The 15204-nt window shown below is 50.3% G+C and carries 12 protein-coding genes and 1 pseudogene; 8 read left to right on the forward strand and 5 right to left on the reverse strand.

Translation table 11 applies throughout. The features are described 5' to 3' along the window. Positions 1 to 14: 14 nt before the first annotated feature. Both QZ176_RS06110 and rarD read right to left on the reverse strand, forming a co-directional pair. Complete coding sequence (locus QZ176_RS06110; protein WP_295151998.1) at positions 15 to 425, reverse strand: hypothetical protein; 411 nt, start codon at positions 423 to 425, stop codon at positions 15 to 17. After that, on the reverse strand, positions 418 to 1290 hold the full coding sequence (rarD, locus tag QZ176_RS06115; protein WP_295152000.1) for an EamA family transporter RarD: 873 nt from the start codon (positions 1288 to 1290) through the stop codon (positions 418 to 420). The genes QZ176_RS06110 and rarD overlap by 8 nt, the downstream gene beginning before the upstream one ends. 104 nt (positions 1291 to 1394) lie before the next feature. Here rarD and QZ176_RS06120 point away from each other — a divergent pair, with 104 nt between their 5' ends. Next, complete coding sequence (locus tag QZ176_RS06120) at positions 1395 to 2738, forward strand: class II 3-deoxy-7-phosphoheptulonate synthase (protein ID WP_295152002.1); 1344 nt, start codon at positions 1395 to 1397, stop codon at positions 2736 to 2738. Between the two features lie 1137 nt (positions 2739 to 3875). On the opposite strand, the gene acpS is transcribed toward QZ176_RS06120, so the two are convergent. Genes acpS through QZ176_RS06135 form a run of 3 tightly spaced genes read right to left on the reverse strand, consistent with a single transcriptional unit; the run spans position 3876 to position 5514 of the window. Continuing rightward, a complete protein-coding gene (gene acpS, locus QZ176_RS06125) occupies positions 3876 to 4247 on the reverse strand; it encodes a holo-ACP synthase (protein ID WP_295152004.1) in 372 nt (123 codons plus the stop codon). A gap of 28 nt (positions 4248 to 4275) precedes the next feature. Continuing rightward, on the reverse strand, positions 4276 to 4770 hold the full coding sequence (locus QZ176_RS06130) for a peptidylprolyl isomerase (protein WP_295152006.1): 495 nt from the start codon (positions 4768 to 4770) through the stop codon (positions 4276 to 4278). Between the two features lie 9 nt (positions 4771 to 4779). Beyond that, positions 4780 to 5514, reverse strand: coding sequence for a YebC/PmpR family DNA-binding transcriptional regulator (locus QZ176_RS06135; protein ID WP_295152008.1), 735 nt, complete (start codon positions 5512 to 5514; stop codon positions 4780 to 4782). Between the two features lie 132 nt (positions 5515 to 5646). On the opposite strand from QZ176_RS06135, the gene QZ176_RS06140 reads away from it, so the two are divergent. From QZ176_RS06140 to ilvA, 7 genes and pseudogenes are all read left to right on the forward strand, one after another. Then, on the forward strand, positions 5647 to 5862 hold the full coding sequence (locus QZ176_RS06140) for a heavy-metal-associated domain-containing protein (protein ID WP_040304091.1): 216 nt from the start codon (positions 5647 to 5649) through the stop codon (positions 5860 to 5862). A gap of 11 nt (positions 5863 to 5873) precedes the next feature. Next, the gene (locus QZ176_RS06145) at positions 5874 to 8051 is read left to right on the forward strand and encodes a cation-translocating P-type ATPase (protein ID WP_295152010.1); all 2178 of its coding nucleotides are present in this window, start codon (positions 5874 to 5876) and stop codon (positions 8049 to 8051) included. 374 nt (positions 8052 to 8425) lie between these two features. Further along, positions 8426 to 9676, forward strand: coding sequence for an ankyrin repeat domain-containing protein (locus tag QZ176_RS06150; RefSeq protein ID WP_295152012.1), 1251 nt, complete (start codon positions 8426 to 8428; stop codon positions 9674 to 9676). Between the two features lie 686 nt (positions 9677 to 10362). Further along, positions 10363 to 12063 carry a Na+/H+ antiporter NhaC family protein gene (locus QZ176_RS06155; RefSeq protein ID WP_295152014.1) on the forward strand — a complete coding sequence of 567 codons (1701 nt, stop codon included), beginning with the start codon at positions 10363 to 10365 and terminating at the stop codon, positions 12061 to 12063. Next, positions 12060 to 12542: pseudogene (locus QZ176_RS06160) on the forward strand (tRNA (uridine(54)-C5)-methyltransferase TrmA); the annotation flags it as partial. The gene QZ176_RS06155 and the pseudogene QZ176_RS06160, both read left to right, overlap by 4 nt. After that, entirely contained in the window at positions 12528 to 13664 is a 1137-nt protein-coding gene (locus QZ176_RS06165) for a hypothetical protein (RefSeq protein WP_365951637.1), read from the forward strand. The pseudogene QZ176_RS06160 and the gene QZ176_RS06165, both read left to right, overlap by 15 nt. A gap of 103 nt (positions 13665 to 13767) precedes the next feature. Beyond that, positions 13768 to 14979 carry a threonine ammonia-lyase gene (gene ilvA, locus QZ176_RS06170; protein ID WP_005872070.1) on the forward strand — a complete coding sequence of 404 codons (1212 nt, stop codon included), beginning with the start codon at positions 13768 to 13770 and terminating at the stop codon, positions 14977 to 14979. Positions 14980 to 15204 lie beyond the last annotated feature (225 nt).

The raw sequence follows: 15204 nt of genomic DNA on the forward strand, positions 1-15204 counted from the left end.
CTTAAAATTTCGCGCTACAAATTCTTAAATTCCATCTCCAGCTGCTTGCGCCAGTCTTGTAGCGAGCGCTCTGCGTCCGCGGCGTATTTTTCGATCAGAGCGTCCGTTTTATTTAGAAACTCAAATAGCTTGCCCTCCCACACGGCGGGGTTTAGGTTGCTTTGATGCATCGTTTTGATATAGACTAACTCCTTGCTAAGAGCCTCAAGCTCGTCTAGATAACTCTCACGAGCCCCTTCATCGCGCAGCTCTAGCCGCTTTAGAGCTCGCAGTTTGCCCTCTAAAATATCGCAAAATTTCATATACCTTTGCGAGCTAAGCTCGGGGTCTGCGGCGTCTGCGCGCGCGGAAGCCTTTTGGACCTGAAAATACACGAGCGCGCCCACTGCAAGGGCAACTGCGAACATCAAAGCGAAATTAGCCATTTTTTTTCCTTAAGCCATCTAGGCCCACGACCGCGAGCCCGAACCAAATTAGCGAAAAGCTCAAAATTTTATAAGTCTCAAGCTCCTCGCCGTAAATAAACACCGCGATCAGCATACTCATGCTAGGGCTGATGTACTGCATAAAGCCGATCGTAGATAGCGGCAGATACTGCGTGCTTACGGCGAAGGTAAGCAGCGGCAAAATCGTAATCAGTCCGCTTGCAAACAGTAGCGCGCCGCTTGTGCTAAAGCCGAAGGCGCCGCTTCCTTTCAGCGCGCAGTAGATCAGAAATGCAAGCGCGGGCAGCAGCATCAGCGCCGTCTCGCAAAACAGCCCCTCGAAGCTAGGCACTTTTACTTTTTTGCGTATGAGGCCGTAAAATGCAAAGCTAAGCGGCAGCACGAGCGAGATTATAGGAAGCCTGCCTAGCGCGTAAATTTGCACGCCGATCGCCGCAAAGGCTAGCAGCAGGGAAAATTTCGCCGCCGCGCTTAGCCGCTCGCGCAGAAACAAAGCGCCCAAAAGCACCGAAAATAGCGGATTTATAAAATATCCGAGGCTGGTGGCTAAAATTTGATCGGAATTTACCGCGTAGATATAAATGCCCCAGTTCGTGCTGATAAGTAGTCCCGTACAAAGCAGCGTAAGGGCGATTCTAGGGGTGCCAAGAAGCCGCGCGACGTTTTTTAAGCGGTGCGTAAAGCAGAGAAAAACGAGCAGCAGCAGGAAGGACCAAACGACGCGATGCGCTAAAATTTGCACCGCGTCCACGTCCTTTATGAGCTTAAAAAATATCGGGAAAACGCCCCACATAAAAAAGGTCGCAAATGCAAGCATTAGTCCTTTAGCGCGGTTTTCTTCCATAAAATTCCTTCCAAATTGCCTAAAGGCGCTATTTTAAGATTTTTTGGGTTAATAAAAGCTTATTTGGGTATAATCGCGAGATTTACGAAATTTAAGGAGGGGCTATGAGCTGGAGTAGGACATCGTGGAAAGATTATAAAATTTTACAGCAGCCGATTTATCAGGATGAAAGTGCGGTGCAGGCCGCTAAAGATCGACTTTACAAGCTGCCGCCGTTAATTTTTGCGGGCGAAGTTCGCAACCTAAAGGCCGAGCTTGCGCGCGCTAGCGAGGGCAAGTCGTTTTTGCTTCAAGGCGGCGATTGCGCTGAGAGCTTTAATGATTTTAGCGCGAATAATATCCGCGATATGTTTAAGGTAATGCTTCAGATGGCGATCATTCTTACCTTCGCGGCGGGCTGTCCCGTCGTTAAGGTGGGCCGTATCGCAGGGCAGTTTGCAAAGCCGCGCAGCAGCGACTTCGAGGAGGCGGGCGGCGTGAGCCTGCCTAGCTACCGCGGCGACATAATCAACGGCTTTGAGTTTAACGAAGCGGCGCGCAAGCCAGATCCCGCTCGTATGATCGAGGCATATCATCAAAGCGCTTCGACGCTGAATTTGCTGCGCGCCTTTTCTCGCGGCGGTCTTGCGAACCTGCACGAGGTGCATAAGTGGAATTTGGGCTTTTTGAAAAAGGGCGAGCTGGAGGCTAAATTTAACGAGCTGAGCGATGAAATTTCGCGCACGCTTAAATTTATGGAGGCGTGCGGACTGAGCGCCGCTAACTCTCCGAGCCTTGCCGAGACGGTGCTTTACACCTCGCACGAGGCGCTGCTGCTGCACTATGAGGAGTGTCTGACGCGCATTGACAGCACCAGCGGCGATTGGTACGACTGCTCGGCGCACATGCTTTGGATCGGCGAGCGCACGCGCGGCGCGGACGATGCGCACGTGCATTTTTTAAGCGGTATCAAAAACCCTCTCGGTGTCAAGATCGGCCCGAGCGGCACCGCGGATGAAATTTTGCGCCTTTGCGACAGGCTCAATCCGCAAAACGAAGCAGGCAGGCTAAACGTCATCATCCGCATGGGCGCGGATAAGATCGGCGCGCGGCTGCCGCAAATTTTACGCGAGCTAAAGCGCGAGGGCAGGGCGATTCTGTACAGCATCGATCCGATGCACGGCAACACCGTCAAGACCGCAAACGGCTACAAAACGCGCGAGTTTTCTAAAATTTTAAGCGAGGTTCAGAGCTTTTTCGAGATCCACGCTGCGGAGGGCACGCACGCGGGCGGCATCCACCTTGAGATGACCGGTCAAAACGTCACCGAGTGTACGGGCGGCTCGTTTAACGTGACGCAAGAGACGCTAAAACAGCGCTACGAAACGCAGTGCGATCCGCGCCTAAACGCAGATCAGGCGCTAGAGCTTGCGTTTTTGCTCGCCGATAATCTAAAAAAGGCGGAGTAGCCCGTCTTTATCGCGCTAAAATTTGGTCGCGGCTTAGAATTTAAGTGCAGTTTTAGGCGTTTTGACGTAAGCTAGCACTATGTTGCATTTTTTTGCGCTTTAAATTTAATCATATCTTGGCACGAGCGATTTAAATTTACGCGGCTTGGAATACGGGGCGGCTTTGGGCGCAGTCTCGCAGCGGTTGAAATATATACAATTAAAATTTATACCTCGCGCGAAAACGTAAGCTGCGTAAGCCCGCCGCCAAAATACGAGTAATTGAAAATTTTGTGGCGTCGCGCTGCGATAAAATTTCTTTTTGCAGAGGCTTGTAAACTTCTTGGCGGCTAAATTTATCCTTGCAGACTTGCGGCTTAAAATTTAATACGCCCTGCATGGAATTTTAAAATTTGCGCCGCCGTGAAATTTTAAAAATTTAGCGCTAAATTTGCAGCTCGCGGAATTTTATCTTTAAATTTCGCCGTGTAAATTTTGATCGCTCGCTGCTGTGCATGCCGCCTATCTGTGTGTTGTTCAAGCTAGTGCCAGACCGAGCGGTAAATGCAGCGACACGGGCTCACCTCCGTTTTTCGCACATGGCGGTAGAAAATGCTGCGCTATCTGCGGTATTCGGCATAAATACGGCGCAAAAGCTCTTGCTTGAGATGGGCACGACGAACGCACGCCGTCGCAGCGCGCATTTCGTCGTTCACAAACTTTCGTTTAATCCCTGATGATGCGATAGATTAGGCGGAACAGACTTTGCATCCGTTTAAAATTTCAGAGCACGATTTCGCCGTGAAATTTTAATAGAAAGTCTATACTTCTGTTGCTAAATTTCGGATCGAATTTTACATTTTGAGTTGCACCGAGGCGCTGTTATAAAATTCCGTGCCTTAAATTTAAAGCAAAATTCTGCGGCACGGTGAAATTTCAAAATTTCGTTGCGGTAAATTTGTGCTCTAAAATTTCATCCATGAATGTAGAATTTTAAGTCGGCAAATATAAAATTTAGAAGGCAAAGTTTGCTGCCGCATCGTGTACTGCGCCGCGAAATACTACTCTACAAAACCTGCGCCTAACCTCATAAATTTCGTCGTGCAAAATTTATGCAGAATTTACGCGGAGTTCTTGCTGTCGCGCCGCTTCGCTTCGTTACTTTGAACGCGGCTTATTAAGTTTTAGTGCGACTACGGCGATTGCGACGTTTGCGTCGTGCGTGATGCTAAGGCTTGCGGATTTGATGTGAAATTTTTTACGGATTTTTTTACGGATTTTTAAATGCGGCGCGCCCAGGGCGTCTTTGTAAATTTTAGCGTCTTTAAAGCCGAATTCCGCGCCGATGCCGGTGCCTAGCGCCTTGCTAAGCGCCTCTTTGGCGGCATAGATGCCCGCGATACTTTCGTCACGCAGCGCGGAGGAGTGTTCGGATTTTTTCAAAATGCGCTTTAGAAATTTCGCGCCGTATTTTGTGCGCAGCGCCGCGATCCTGCGCACCGCGGTTATGTCCGTGCCGATCTTTATCACGGTCTAGCGCCCCGCGGTTTAAATTTAATCACGATTGCAGGCTCTCTTTAATCTCGACGTCGATGATCTTATCGCCCTGTCTGATCGCGTCCAAAACCGCCAGGCTAGGCTGATCCACGATTTGTCCGAACACCGTGTGCACGCCGTCTAGGTGCGGCTGCGCGCTGTGGCAGACGAAAAACTGACTCCCGCCCGTATCGCGCCCCGCGTGCGCCATCGATAGCGCGCCGCGCACGTGCTTGTGCTTTTGGCGGTCGCATTCGCACTTTATACGCCAGCCGGGACCTCCCGTGCCGGTGCCGCGCGGGCAGCCGCCTTGGATCACGAAATTTGGGATCACGCGGTGAAAATTTAGCCCCTTGTAAAACCCGCTGCGAGCAAGGCTAGCGAAATTCGTAACCGCCTGCGGGGCTTCGCCACCGAAAAGCTCCAGCTTCATATCGCCCTTTTCGGTTTTGATAACTGCGTATTTATCGCGCGCTAAAGCCGCTGTGTCGATGTCGTAAATTTTTAAGCTTTCCATTTTTTTCTCCTATGCGATGTTGGTGTAAACTGCCTGCACGTCGTCGTCATCCTCCAGCCGCTCTAGCAGTGCATCGATGTCGCCGAGCTGCTCCTCGCTAAATTCGTGCTTTTCATTAGCGACGAATTTTAAGCTTGCGCTGATGATCTCAAGCCCTATCTTTTCGATACCTTCGTTTAGAGTGCCGAAGCTTTCGTATTCGCCGTAGATTAGTAGCGTCTTTTCGAGTTCGCCCTTATCGTTTTCAAACTCATTGATCTCAAGCTCGCTAAGACCGAAGTCGATGAGCTCAAGCTCAAGCTCCTCGGTGTCGCGGTTCGGCAGCTTGGTCTCAAAAACGGCCTTGTGCGAAAACATAAATTTCAAACTGCCGCTCGGCAAAAACTCGCCCTTGGCTTTGTTTAAAATCGACTTTACGTTCGCGACGGTGCGGGTCGGGTTGTCGGTGGCGCATTCGATTATGAGAAGTGCGCCGTGGGGCGCCTTGCCGTCGTAAAAGATCGTTTTGATATCGGCGCTATCCTTGCCGCTAGCGCGCTTGATAGCCGCGTCGATGTTGTCTTTGGGCATATTTTGCGCCTTTGCCGTGGCGATCGCGGCGCGCAGTTTGGAGTTCATCAGCGGATCTTCGCCGCCCTCTTTCGCAGCCATCGTTATGGCCTTGCCCAGTTTTGGGAAAAGTTTGCTCATCTTCCCCCATCTAGCTTCTTTTGAAGCGCGTCTGTATTCAAAAGCTCGTCCCATAAAATTCCTTAAAACTTAAATTTAAAACGGGTGATTATAACGAAAAACCCTTAAATTTCAGGAGCGGGCGTTGAAATAAAATTTATTAAAAAGTAGTATAAGTTTTGAAATTTTAATCCGAAGGAGAGACTCATGGCTTTGAAACAAAGCGTAAAATTTAAGGCGCAAAATATCCACTGCGAAAATTGCGCGAGGACGATCAAAAACGCGCTTAAGGACGATTTCGGCGAGATCGAGGTGGACGTGGCAAGCGGAGTGGTGAGTTTAAGCTTAGATCCGCGCGACGAGGCTAAATTTAAAGAGGAGATGGACGATTTGGGCTTTAGCGTCGCAGAAAAGCTAGCCTAAAAACTAACGCAATGTCAAGTAAAATCACTCTAAATATCGTCGGGATGAGCTGCGTAAACTGCTCCAATGCGATCGAGCGGGTAAGTCGAAAGATCGAGGGGGTGCAGGACGCGCACGTAAATTTCGCAAACGGCAGCGGCGAGTTCGTACTTGCTGATCCGGCGCTTGAGGAGACGCTAAAAGCCAAGATCAAAAAGCTGGGCTACGACATCGCCGTCGATTACGAGGATTTGGAGCGCAAAAAGCGGCGCAACCTCAAAGCGGCGCTATTTAGACTTATTCTCGCTCTCGTTTTAGCCGCGGCGGTAATGGCGGTGGAGATGAGCAGTTTTTTAGGCTTCGTTCCAAAGGCGCTACTTTGCGCGGCGATGGCGTGCGTGAGCCTATTTTACTGCGGCAAGAACTTCTTTTATCACGCTTACGGCTCTCTGAAAAACAGAAGCTTCGATATGAACGTGCTCGTGGCGATGGGAAGCTTTTTTGCGTTTGCCTATTCGCTAACGGCCGCGGCGTGGGTCTATACGCACGGCGCGCAGAACGAATTTACCAATCTTTATTTCTCGTCCGCCTCGATGATAATCGCCTTTATCTCGCTCGGCAAATACCTAGAAGAGCGCAGCAAGATGAAGGCGAACGACTACATCAAGGGACTAATCGATCTAAGCCCTAAAACCGCGCTTTTGATCAAGGACGACGGCACGATAGCTGAAGTGCGCGCAGAAGCGCTAAAGCCGGGCGATAAGGTGCTCGTAAAAAACGGCTCGCGCATCCCTTGCGACGGGCTTATCGTAGAAGGCGGCGCGCAGATCGACGCTTCGCTCATCAGCGGCGAGAGCTTGGCGGTTTATAAAGGCGTAGGCGATGAGGTAAATGCGGGCTGCGTCAGCACGGACGGCGTTATCTACGTGAAGGTGACGAAATTTTCGCATCAGACGCTGCTTGCCGAGATTAAAAATCTGCTAAACGAGGCAGGCAACAAAAAGATGCCGATCGCGCGCTTTGCGGATAAAATTTCAAATATCTTCGTGCCCGCGGTGATTTTGATCGCGCTTGTCAGCTTTATAGCGTGGATGGCGCTTGACGGGCGACTCTCATACGCCGCATCCGCCGCTATCTGCGTGCTTATCATCTCCTGCCCGTGCGCGCTAGGTCTTGCGACGCCGATTGCGATCGTTTGCGCGATCTCAAACGCCGCAAAGGCTGGAATTTTAATCAAAAATCCCGAAATTTTAGAAATTTTAAAAGGCGCCGACGTCGCGGTTTTTGATAAAACAGGCACGCTTAGCAAGGGCGAAATTTCTGTAAGCTTCAGCGATCTGAGCGCTCAGGATCTCTATGCTCTAGCAAGCGCGCAAAAGCTTAGCGAGCATCCGATCTCAAAGGCGATCGTAAAATTTGCCGAGCTGAAATTCGGCGAAATTTCTAAATTTAACGGCGAGTTCGAAAGCATCGCGGGCAAGGGGATTGTCGCTAAAAATCCCACCGGCGAAATTCTTTGCGGCAGCGCGGGCTTTCTGCGCGAGCGCGGCGTGGATGCGGGCGTCGAAGTAGAAGCGGAGGAGCTTTTAGACAAGGGCTTCGGCGTCGTTTACTGTGCGATAGGCGGCTCATACGCGGGCTTCATCGCATTTAGCGACGAGATCAGAGCCGAAGCGCGCGGCGTCGTGCAGACGCTGCAAAAAAGAGGCGTAAAAACCGTCATGCTAACGGGCGATAACGCCAAAACGGCAAATTTCGTCGCTCGCAACCTCGGCATCGACGAGGTAAGAAGCGGAGTGCTTCCAAGCGGCAAATATGAGTTCATCAAATCCCTGACGGACGAAGGCAAGCGGGTGCTTTTCGTGGGTGACGGCGTCAATGACGCGCCGAGCTTAAAAGCCGCTAGTATCGGCATCGCGATGAACGGCGGCAGCGACGTAGCCAAGGGCGCGGGCGACGTGATCTTTATAAAAAACGACCTTGAAAGCGTGCTGTATCTATTCCGCCTAGGCGGTGCCGCCATGCGGACGATCAAACAAAACCTCTTCTGGGCGCTGTTTTACAACGCCGTATGTATCCCGATCGCAGCAGGCGCGCTATATCCAGCGCTCGGCGTGCTTCTAAAGCCGATGTACGGCGCTGCCGCGATGTGCTTTAGCTCCGTAACGGTCGTGCTAAACTCCATCAGATTGAAATTCGCTAAATTTTAACGCGGCGGATTTTGCGCTAGCCGCGGAATGTTGCGCGGCGAAATTTTAATTCTACTCCGCGCAGAGCGCGTAAAATTTTATCCCGCGGCTAATCGCGCGCGGAATTCCGCGGGATTAGCGCTGCTTGCAAAATTTTATCTCACCGCTAGCCCGCGCGTAAATTTTAAAATTTTAACGTCGCCGGTCCGCCGTGCCGTTGTATCACGCCGCCCGTCTCTACGCCGCTAACTAGCCGTCGTTTAACGCCGCTCGCCGCTGCGCCGTAAAATTTTAAAAATTCCACAAAATTTTATAAGGCTAAAAGGAATTCCGCAGAATTTCACCGCCAGCACTAAGTTTTAATAAATAAATTTAAAGGTAAAATAACGCTTCAAATGCAATTCGAGGTAGCGATGCGAAAAATTCTAATGGGTTCGTTTGTTTTTTGCGGCACGCTTTTTGGCGCTTCTTGCGAGCAGATGCTAAGCGATCCGCGCAGCTTTTTTAGCAAAGAGCCTGCGGACGAAGAGCTGCTGCAAAGCGATTTTGGCTGTAAAGGCTCGCTAGCTGGCGCGGAATTTTTGCAAAATTTAAAAAGCGCGGCTTCTGAGATCAGGGACGAAAATATCGATTGCGTCGGTAATGAAGCCTTGCTGAACGAAAAAAGGCTTGAGCGAACCTTGGCATTTGCGGGGATGGATGGCGAGGGCTTTTTGAGCTATGCTAAAGAGAAAAACTATGCGCAAATTAGCGAAAAATCGCTTGAAGCCTTAGAATTTTACTCCGAGCGCAAGATCGGAAATTTCATCGCTTATGGCAATTTTATGGGCGAGGTCCCGACAGCCAGGGAGTCGCTAAGAGATTATTTCGCTGCTAAATTTAACAAAAACGACGCCGATGAGCTGGCAAGCGCCGTGATAGCGGAATTTATCGCATACGCCGCAAAGGATCGCAAGGCGGGAGATTACGGTGAGCTTGAGCTGGCGCTAAAAGGCGGAGTAGGCGCAGATGAGTTTCGTACGCTACTTTTTAGCAAGGATTTTGCGATTTACGAGCTTGATAATGCCCTGGATCTGGCGCTTTTGCTAGGATATGACGAGCGCTTTAGCGGCGCTTTGATCGATCGGGGCGCGCAGATAAATGCTGGCGAGGAAAACTCGCTATTTTATGCGATGAATAACGTTCAAAGCGCTAAATTTATGATCTCTAAAGGCGCCTTGGTTGGCTATAAAAACTCGCTTGGGCAAACTCCGATATTTTTTGCCGCCGCCGCAAAAAATTATGAGCTCGTAAAGTTGCTAATCTACTCGCACGCTAGCGTAAATGTCCGCCAGATCGGCAGCGCTGAAGCTCAGGCCCTGGCATCGTTAGGCGAGCGTAGCGACGGCTGTGAGCGTTCGGGCGCGGGCAAGACACTGCTGATGTTTGCGGCGCAAAAAAGTACCAAGCAGATCGTTGAATTGCTCGTAAAATCGGGCGCAAACGAAAAGGCAGTCGATGAGGCAGGGCTAAATGCGCTAGACTACGCGCTTGCAGGCAGCGAAGCGGCTACACAGAGCTATTTGCGCTCGCTTGGACTAAGTCCTACGCAAGTAAGCGATGATTTTACGAGCGATCCGCAAGATGCACCTGAGCGTGAGAATTAGCAAGCAGGCTTGATTTAAAGGGTCGTTTACCGCTTCGTCGTTTTAAGTTTGCAGCGTTTTGGGTTTGCAAAAGCTTTATGAGCTTTAAATTTAGAGTTTTGCCGCTTTGTAAATTCTATAAATTTAGCGGATTTTTCGAGTGCGAGTTGGTAGAATTTAACGCTTTAAAATTTTATCGCTTTGCTTGCGCAGGTTGCATGCACTGAAATTTTATAAACGTGCAGACGAGCTTTAAAAATGGCGATTTGTGCATTTATGCGCGATAAAATTTTTGCTGAGGGATTTTGGTTTGCGATCAAGAGCGGGATTTCGTCAAATTTTGTGCGCAAAATTATCGCTCTTGCGACAAAGTAAGTGCTGCAACATTGCGGAATTTTACCTTGATTTGGGGCTTTTGCTATGTTAAGTAGAATTTAAATGCACTTATAAAACGCTTTTTGATTACGCCGCGCGCGGTATTTTGCACCGGAGAGATTTTTCTGCGCGATAAATTGCTTAAAAATGCGTGCTAGAAATTGTAAACGCAGCAAAATTGTAGAGCTTGCTGTGCGATTAAGGCGCTCAATAATCGCCGTAAAATAAAGCACGCGAATTATGAATAATTGCTGCAATGCGTGCAGAATTTTAAAATTTAACCTCCTATCGGAGGTTAAATTTTAAAATTTTATCAATCATCAAGGATTAAAATGTTAAAAAATTTGCTTATCTTTACGGCGATTTTTTTGCCCGCGCTGGCGCTTGCGGACGTGGAGCCCGCCGTGCGAAACAGCGAGCTTTACGGCGTGCTGACGCTTATCCCGCCGGTCGCGGCGATCGTGCTTGCTTTTATCACCAAGGACGTGATTTTGTCGCTGTTTTTGGGCGTGCTAAGCGGGACCTTTCTCATCGGTATGGTCGATCAAAATATCGCAGCTTCGGCGCTTTTTGCCTTTACGAACCTGTGTTCGCGCGTAGTAAAATCGATGGCGGATACGTGGAATGCGGGCATTTTGCTTCAGGTCATGTGTATCGGCGGGCTCATCGCTTTGGTGACCAAAAGCGGCGGCACGAAGGCGCTTGCGCTCTGGCTTAGCAAACACGCAGACACTCCCGTTTTAGGTCAAATTTATACTTGGCTGATGGGTATCGTGATATTTTTCGACGATTACGCAAACGCGCTGATCGTGGGTCCGATCATGCGGCCTCTGATGGATAAATTTAAAATTTCGCGCGCGAAATTCGCCTTCATCATCGACGCGACCGCCGCGCCGATCACCGGCATCGCCGTGATCTCTACGTGGGTCGGAGTTGAAATTTCGGCGATCAAAGAGGCCTACTCGCAGATCGGCGTAGAAAACATAAACGCCTTCACCGTCTTTGTAGAGACGATCCCGTATAGATTTTATAATATTTTCATGATCTTTTTCGTAGTCGCTACCGCCGTAATGAGTAGGGAGTTTGGCTCGATGTATCACGCAGAGATCGCATCTCGCGGCGGAAAGAGCGGAGCTGCGGATTTTAAAATTAAAAATTTAGAGGATCAAATTTTTGTACCCAAAGAGGGCGTCGCGCTTCGCAAGCTAAACGCGATAATCCCGCTAGGAGCGATGATCGTACTTTCCGTCATCGGGTTTTATTTTAATGGCTACAGCTCTCTGGAGGGCGAGGCTTTGGAGGCGGTTAAGGCGGCTCCTCTTAGCTTTACTTCGATCCGCACCGCATTTAGTGCGGCGGATGCCTCGGTCGTGCTGTTTCAATCCGCGCTCTTTTCTTCGATCATCGCCGTCGTTTTGGGCATCGCGCAAAAAATTTACGGCGTCAAAGAGGCGATCGAGGTCTGGGTTGGCGGCTGGAAAAGTATGCTAAATACCGTCATAATCCTGCTTTTTGCGTGGTCGCTAAGCTCTGTTATCAAAGAGCTTGGCACTTCGCGCTACCTAGTCGAGCTTCTAAGCGACGCTACGCCGCGCTTTGCTCTTGCGATCGTGATCTTCGTGCTTAGCTCGTTTATCTCATTTTCAACGGGCACAAGCTTCGGTACTATGGGCATCGTCACCCCTCTGGCCGTGCCGTTAGCGCACGCCGTAGGTCAAAAATATGGCCTTAGCGGCGAGGAATTTCACGTTTTCATGTGCGTAAATGTAAGCGCGGTGCTTACGGGGGCGATCTTCGGCGATCACTGCTCGCCGATTTCGGATACGACGATCCTCTCTTCGATGGGCGCAGGCTGCGATCACATCGAGCACGTAAGCACGCAGATGACCTATGCGCTGGTCGTTTGCGGCATCAGTATCGTTTGCGGCTACCTGCCTGCGGGCTTTGGACTTAGCGTGTGGGCCTGCCTGATCTTGGGTATCGCGGCTATCATTCTTTTATTGCGCGTAGTGGGTAAAAGAGTGGATGTATGAATTGCGAAAGCTTCGGTAGCTGCGGCAGCTGTACGCTCGGTGAGCCCTATGAGGATCAAATTTTATATAAAAAGCGTCTGATCGCCGATAAATTTAGAGATTTTTTTAACGGCGAGTTTGAGTTTTTTGCCTCGCAGCCGCAAAATTACCGCATCAGGGCGGAATTTGGCATCTGGCACGATATTTGGCATAGCGCATCTGATCTTGCATACACGATGGGCGGCGCACGCAGTAAGAAAATTTTAATTAACGAATGCCCTAAAGTGGCGCTTCCTATCGCAAATTTAATGCCGCGGCTGCTAGAGGCGTTTAGGCGGAGCGAAGCTTTAAAAGAAAGGCTCTTCGGCGTCGAGTTTATCTCGTGCGCCAGCGGGATTTTGGCGACGCTGCTTTATCACAAGCGCCTGAGCAAGCGCGAACAGGAGGCGATTTGCGAGCTGGCGGGCAAGCTTGGCATCGGGGTTATGGCTCGCGCGCGCGGACAGAAGCTGTTAAGCGGCGAGCTAAGCCTCACAGACGAGCTTTGCGTGGACGGGCGAGTTTATAAATTTCGCTTCGGCGAAAATGCCTTCATCCAGCCCAACCGCGGCGTGAACGAAAAGATGATCGCCTGGGCGAGAAGCTGCGTGGACTTCGGCAAAGACGGCACGAGCGAAGTACGCGCCGCACAGAATTTCGCCGCAAAGAATTTTACTGAAAAAAATTTTGCCTCACGGAATTCCGCTGCGCAAAATTACGGCTGCGAGGAGTCCGCGCCACAGAATTCTACGGATAGAAATTCCGTTTCTGAAAATTCCGCCAAATTTGATGCCGCTTGCCGAAATTTCGTTAAAGCAAATTCTGCTCGCGCGGAGTTTAGCAGCGAAAATTACATTAAATTTAACCGTGCGTCCGCAGACGAAAGCTCTGCGGATGATAATTTCGCTCGTAAGGATTTGGATGCGCAAAATTCCGCCTCGCAAAATTTCATCGAACAGAATTTGATCGCGCAAAATTTAGATTGCGAAAAGCATTGCGTGCAAAATTCAGCCCGCGAAAATTCCGTCGCGCAAAATTCGAGCTGCGAGCAGTCCGCCCCGCAAGATTCGAGCTGCGAAAAATATGCCGTGCGCCCAGAAAGCTCTGACGCGCGCGATCTGCTGGAGCTGTACTGCGGGCACGGCAACTTTACCATCCCGCTTGCGGCTAAATTTAACCGCGTGCTGGCGAGCGAAATTTCAAAAAGCTCGATTGCTAATGCGCGCATAAACTGCGAGCTCAACGGCGTTTGTAACGCGCAATTCGTTCGCCTTAGCGCGGATGAGCTGATGAGCGCGTTTGCGCGTAGGCGCGAGTTTGAGCGGCTAAAGGGGATCGATATTTTCGGCTACGATTTTTCGCACGTCTTGATCGATCCGCCGCGCGCGGGGCTGGAGCCTAGCGTGATTGATTTCATAAAAAATTTTCAAAATTTGATCTACATCTCCTGTAACCCGCAGACGCTTTTTGAAAATTTACGCTCGCTTTGCACTACGCACGAGGTGCGTAGGTTTGCGATCTTCGATCAGTTCGCGCATACGGCGCATATCGAATGCGGCGTGCTGTTGCGGCGCAGAAGCTAGAGTGCGAGCCTAGAGCCGAAGTCGCGGATTTAAGCTGCGTGCGGGATAAAATTTCGCCTAAAATATGTATAATAACAAAATTTAAAATTACGAAAGGAAATAGATGGTTGATCTAAATAAAATCATCCAAGCAAAGCGCACGATAAACGATTTCGTCTATAAAACGCCCTTTGCTCTGGCGCCGAAGCTCAGCAAGCTTTACGGCGCGGAAGTGTATCTCAAAAGCGAGAATTTGCAGCGCACCGGCGCATATAAGATTCGCGGCGCTTACAATAAAATTGCGCACCTAACGGATGAGGAGCGGGCACATGGAGTAATAGCCGCAAGCGCGGGCAATCACGCACAAGGCGTAGCGATGAGCGCGCAAAAATTCGGCGTGCATGCTGTGATCGTAATGCCTGAGGCCACGCCGTTACTTAAGGTAAGCGGCACGAAGGCTCTGGGCGCAGAGATCATCCTAAAGGGCGATAATTTCGACGAGGCGTATGCGTTTGCGCTGGAATATGCGAAAGAGCATAATCTGACGTTCGTGCATCCCTTCAACGACGAGTTCGTCCAAGCGGGCCAAGGCACGATCGCGCTTGAGATGATCGAAGAGGTTGCAGATCTTGAATACATCGTCGTTCCGGTTGGTGGCGGCGGGCTTGCGACGGGGGTTTGCAGCTGCGCCAAGCAGATCAACCCGGATATCAAAATCATCGCCGTAGCCGCCAAGGGCGCGCCCGCGATGCACGATAGCTTCGTCGCGAAAAAGCCGCTAAATTCCAAATCCGTCCGCACCATCGCCGACGGCATCGCGGTGCGGGATACTAGCGAGATCACGCTTTCTACGATCATCGAGTGCGTCGATGAGTTCGTGCAGGTCGATGACGAGGAGATCGCAAGCGCGATACTCTATCTGCTCGAGCAGCAAAAAATCATTGTCGAGGGCGCGGGCGCGGCGGGCGTAGCGGCGCTGATGAACGCGAAATTTGCATTCCCCGCGGGCGCAAAGATCGGCATCATCCTAAGCGGCGGCAACATCGACGTGCAGATGCTAAACATCATCATCGAAAAGGGTCTTATTAAATCGCACCGCAAGATGACGATCAATGTCACGCTCGTCGATAAGCCGGGCGCGCTTACCGGGCTTACCGAAATTTTGCGCCGCGCCAACGCAAACATCGTCAAGATCGACTACGACCGCTTCTCGACCAATATCGAGTACGGCGACGCGCAGATTACGATCACGCTTGAGACCAAAGGCAAGGCTCATCAAGAGGACATCGCCTGGGCGCTAAAAAACGCAGGGTATGATTTTAGGGAGATTTTATAAAATTACGCTGGAGTTTGTAAAATTTATTTTCGCTCGTGAATTTACCCGAAATTGCCAAATTTACTCGCTGCATCCTGATCGCGGCTTGCAGCGGGTAAATTTTAAATTTTGCCTCCATTTTATATCCGTCGTGCCGAAACACTTTGCGGCTTGCGGTTTTAAATTTTATGTAGAATTTAAAATTCTAAATATGCGGCGCAAGCCGTTAAATAAAAATGCTCGAGC

The organism is uncultured Campylobacter sp. (assembly GCF_905373215.1).
Taxonomy (GTDB): domain Bacteria; phylum Campylobacterota; class Campylobacteria; order Campylobacterales; family Campylobacteraceae; genus Campylobacter_B.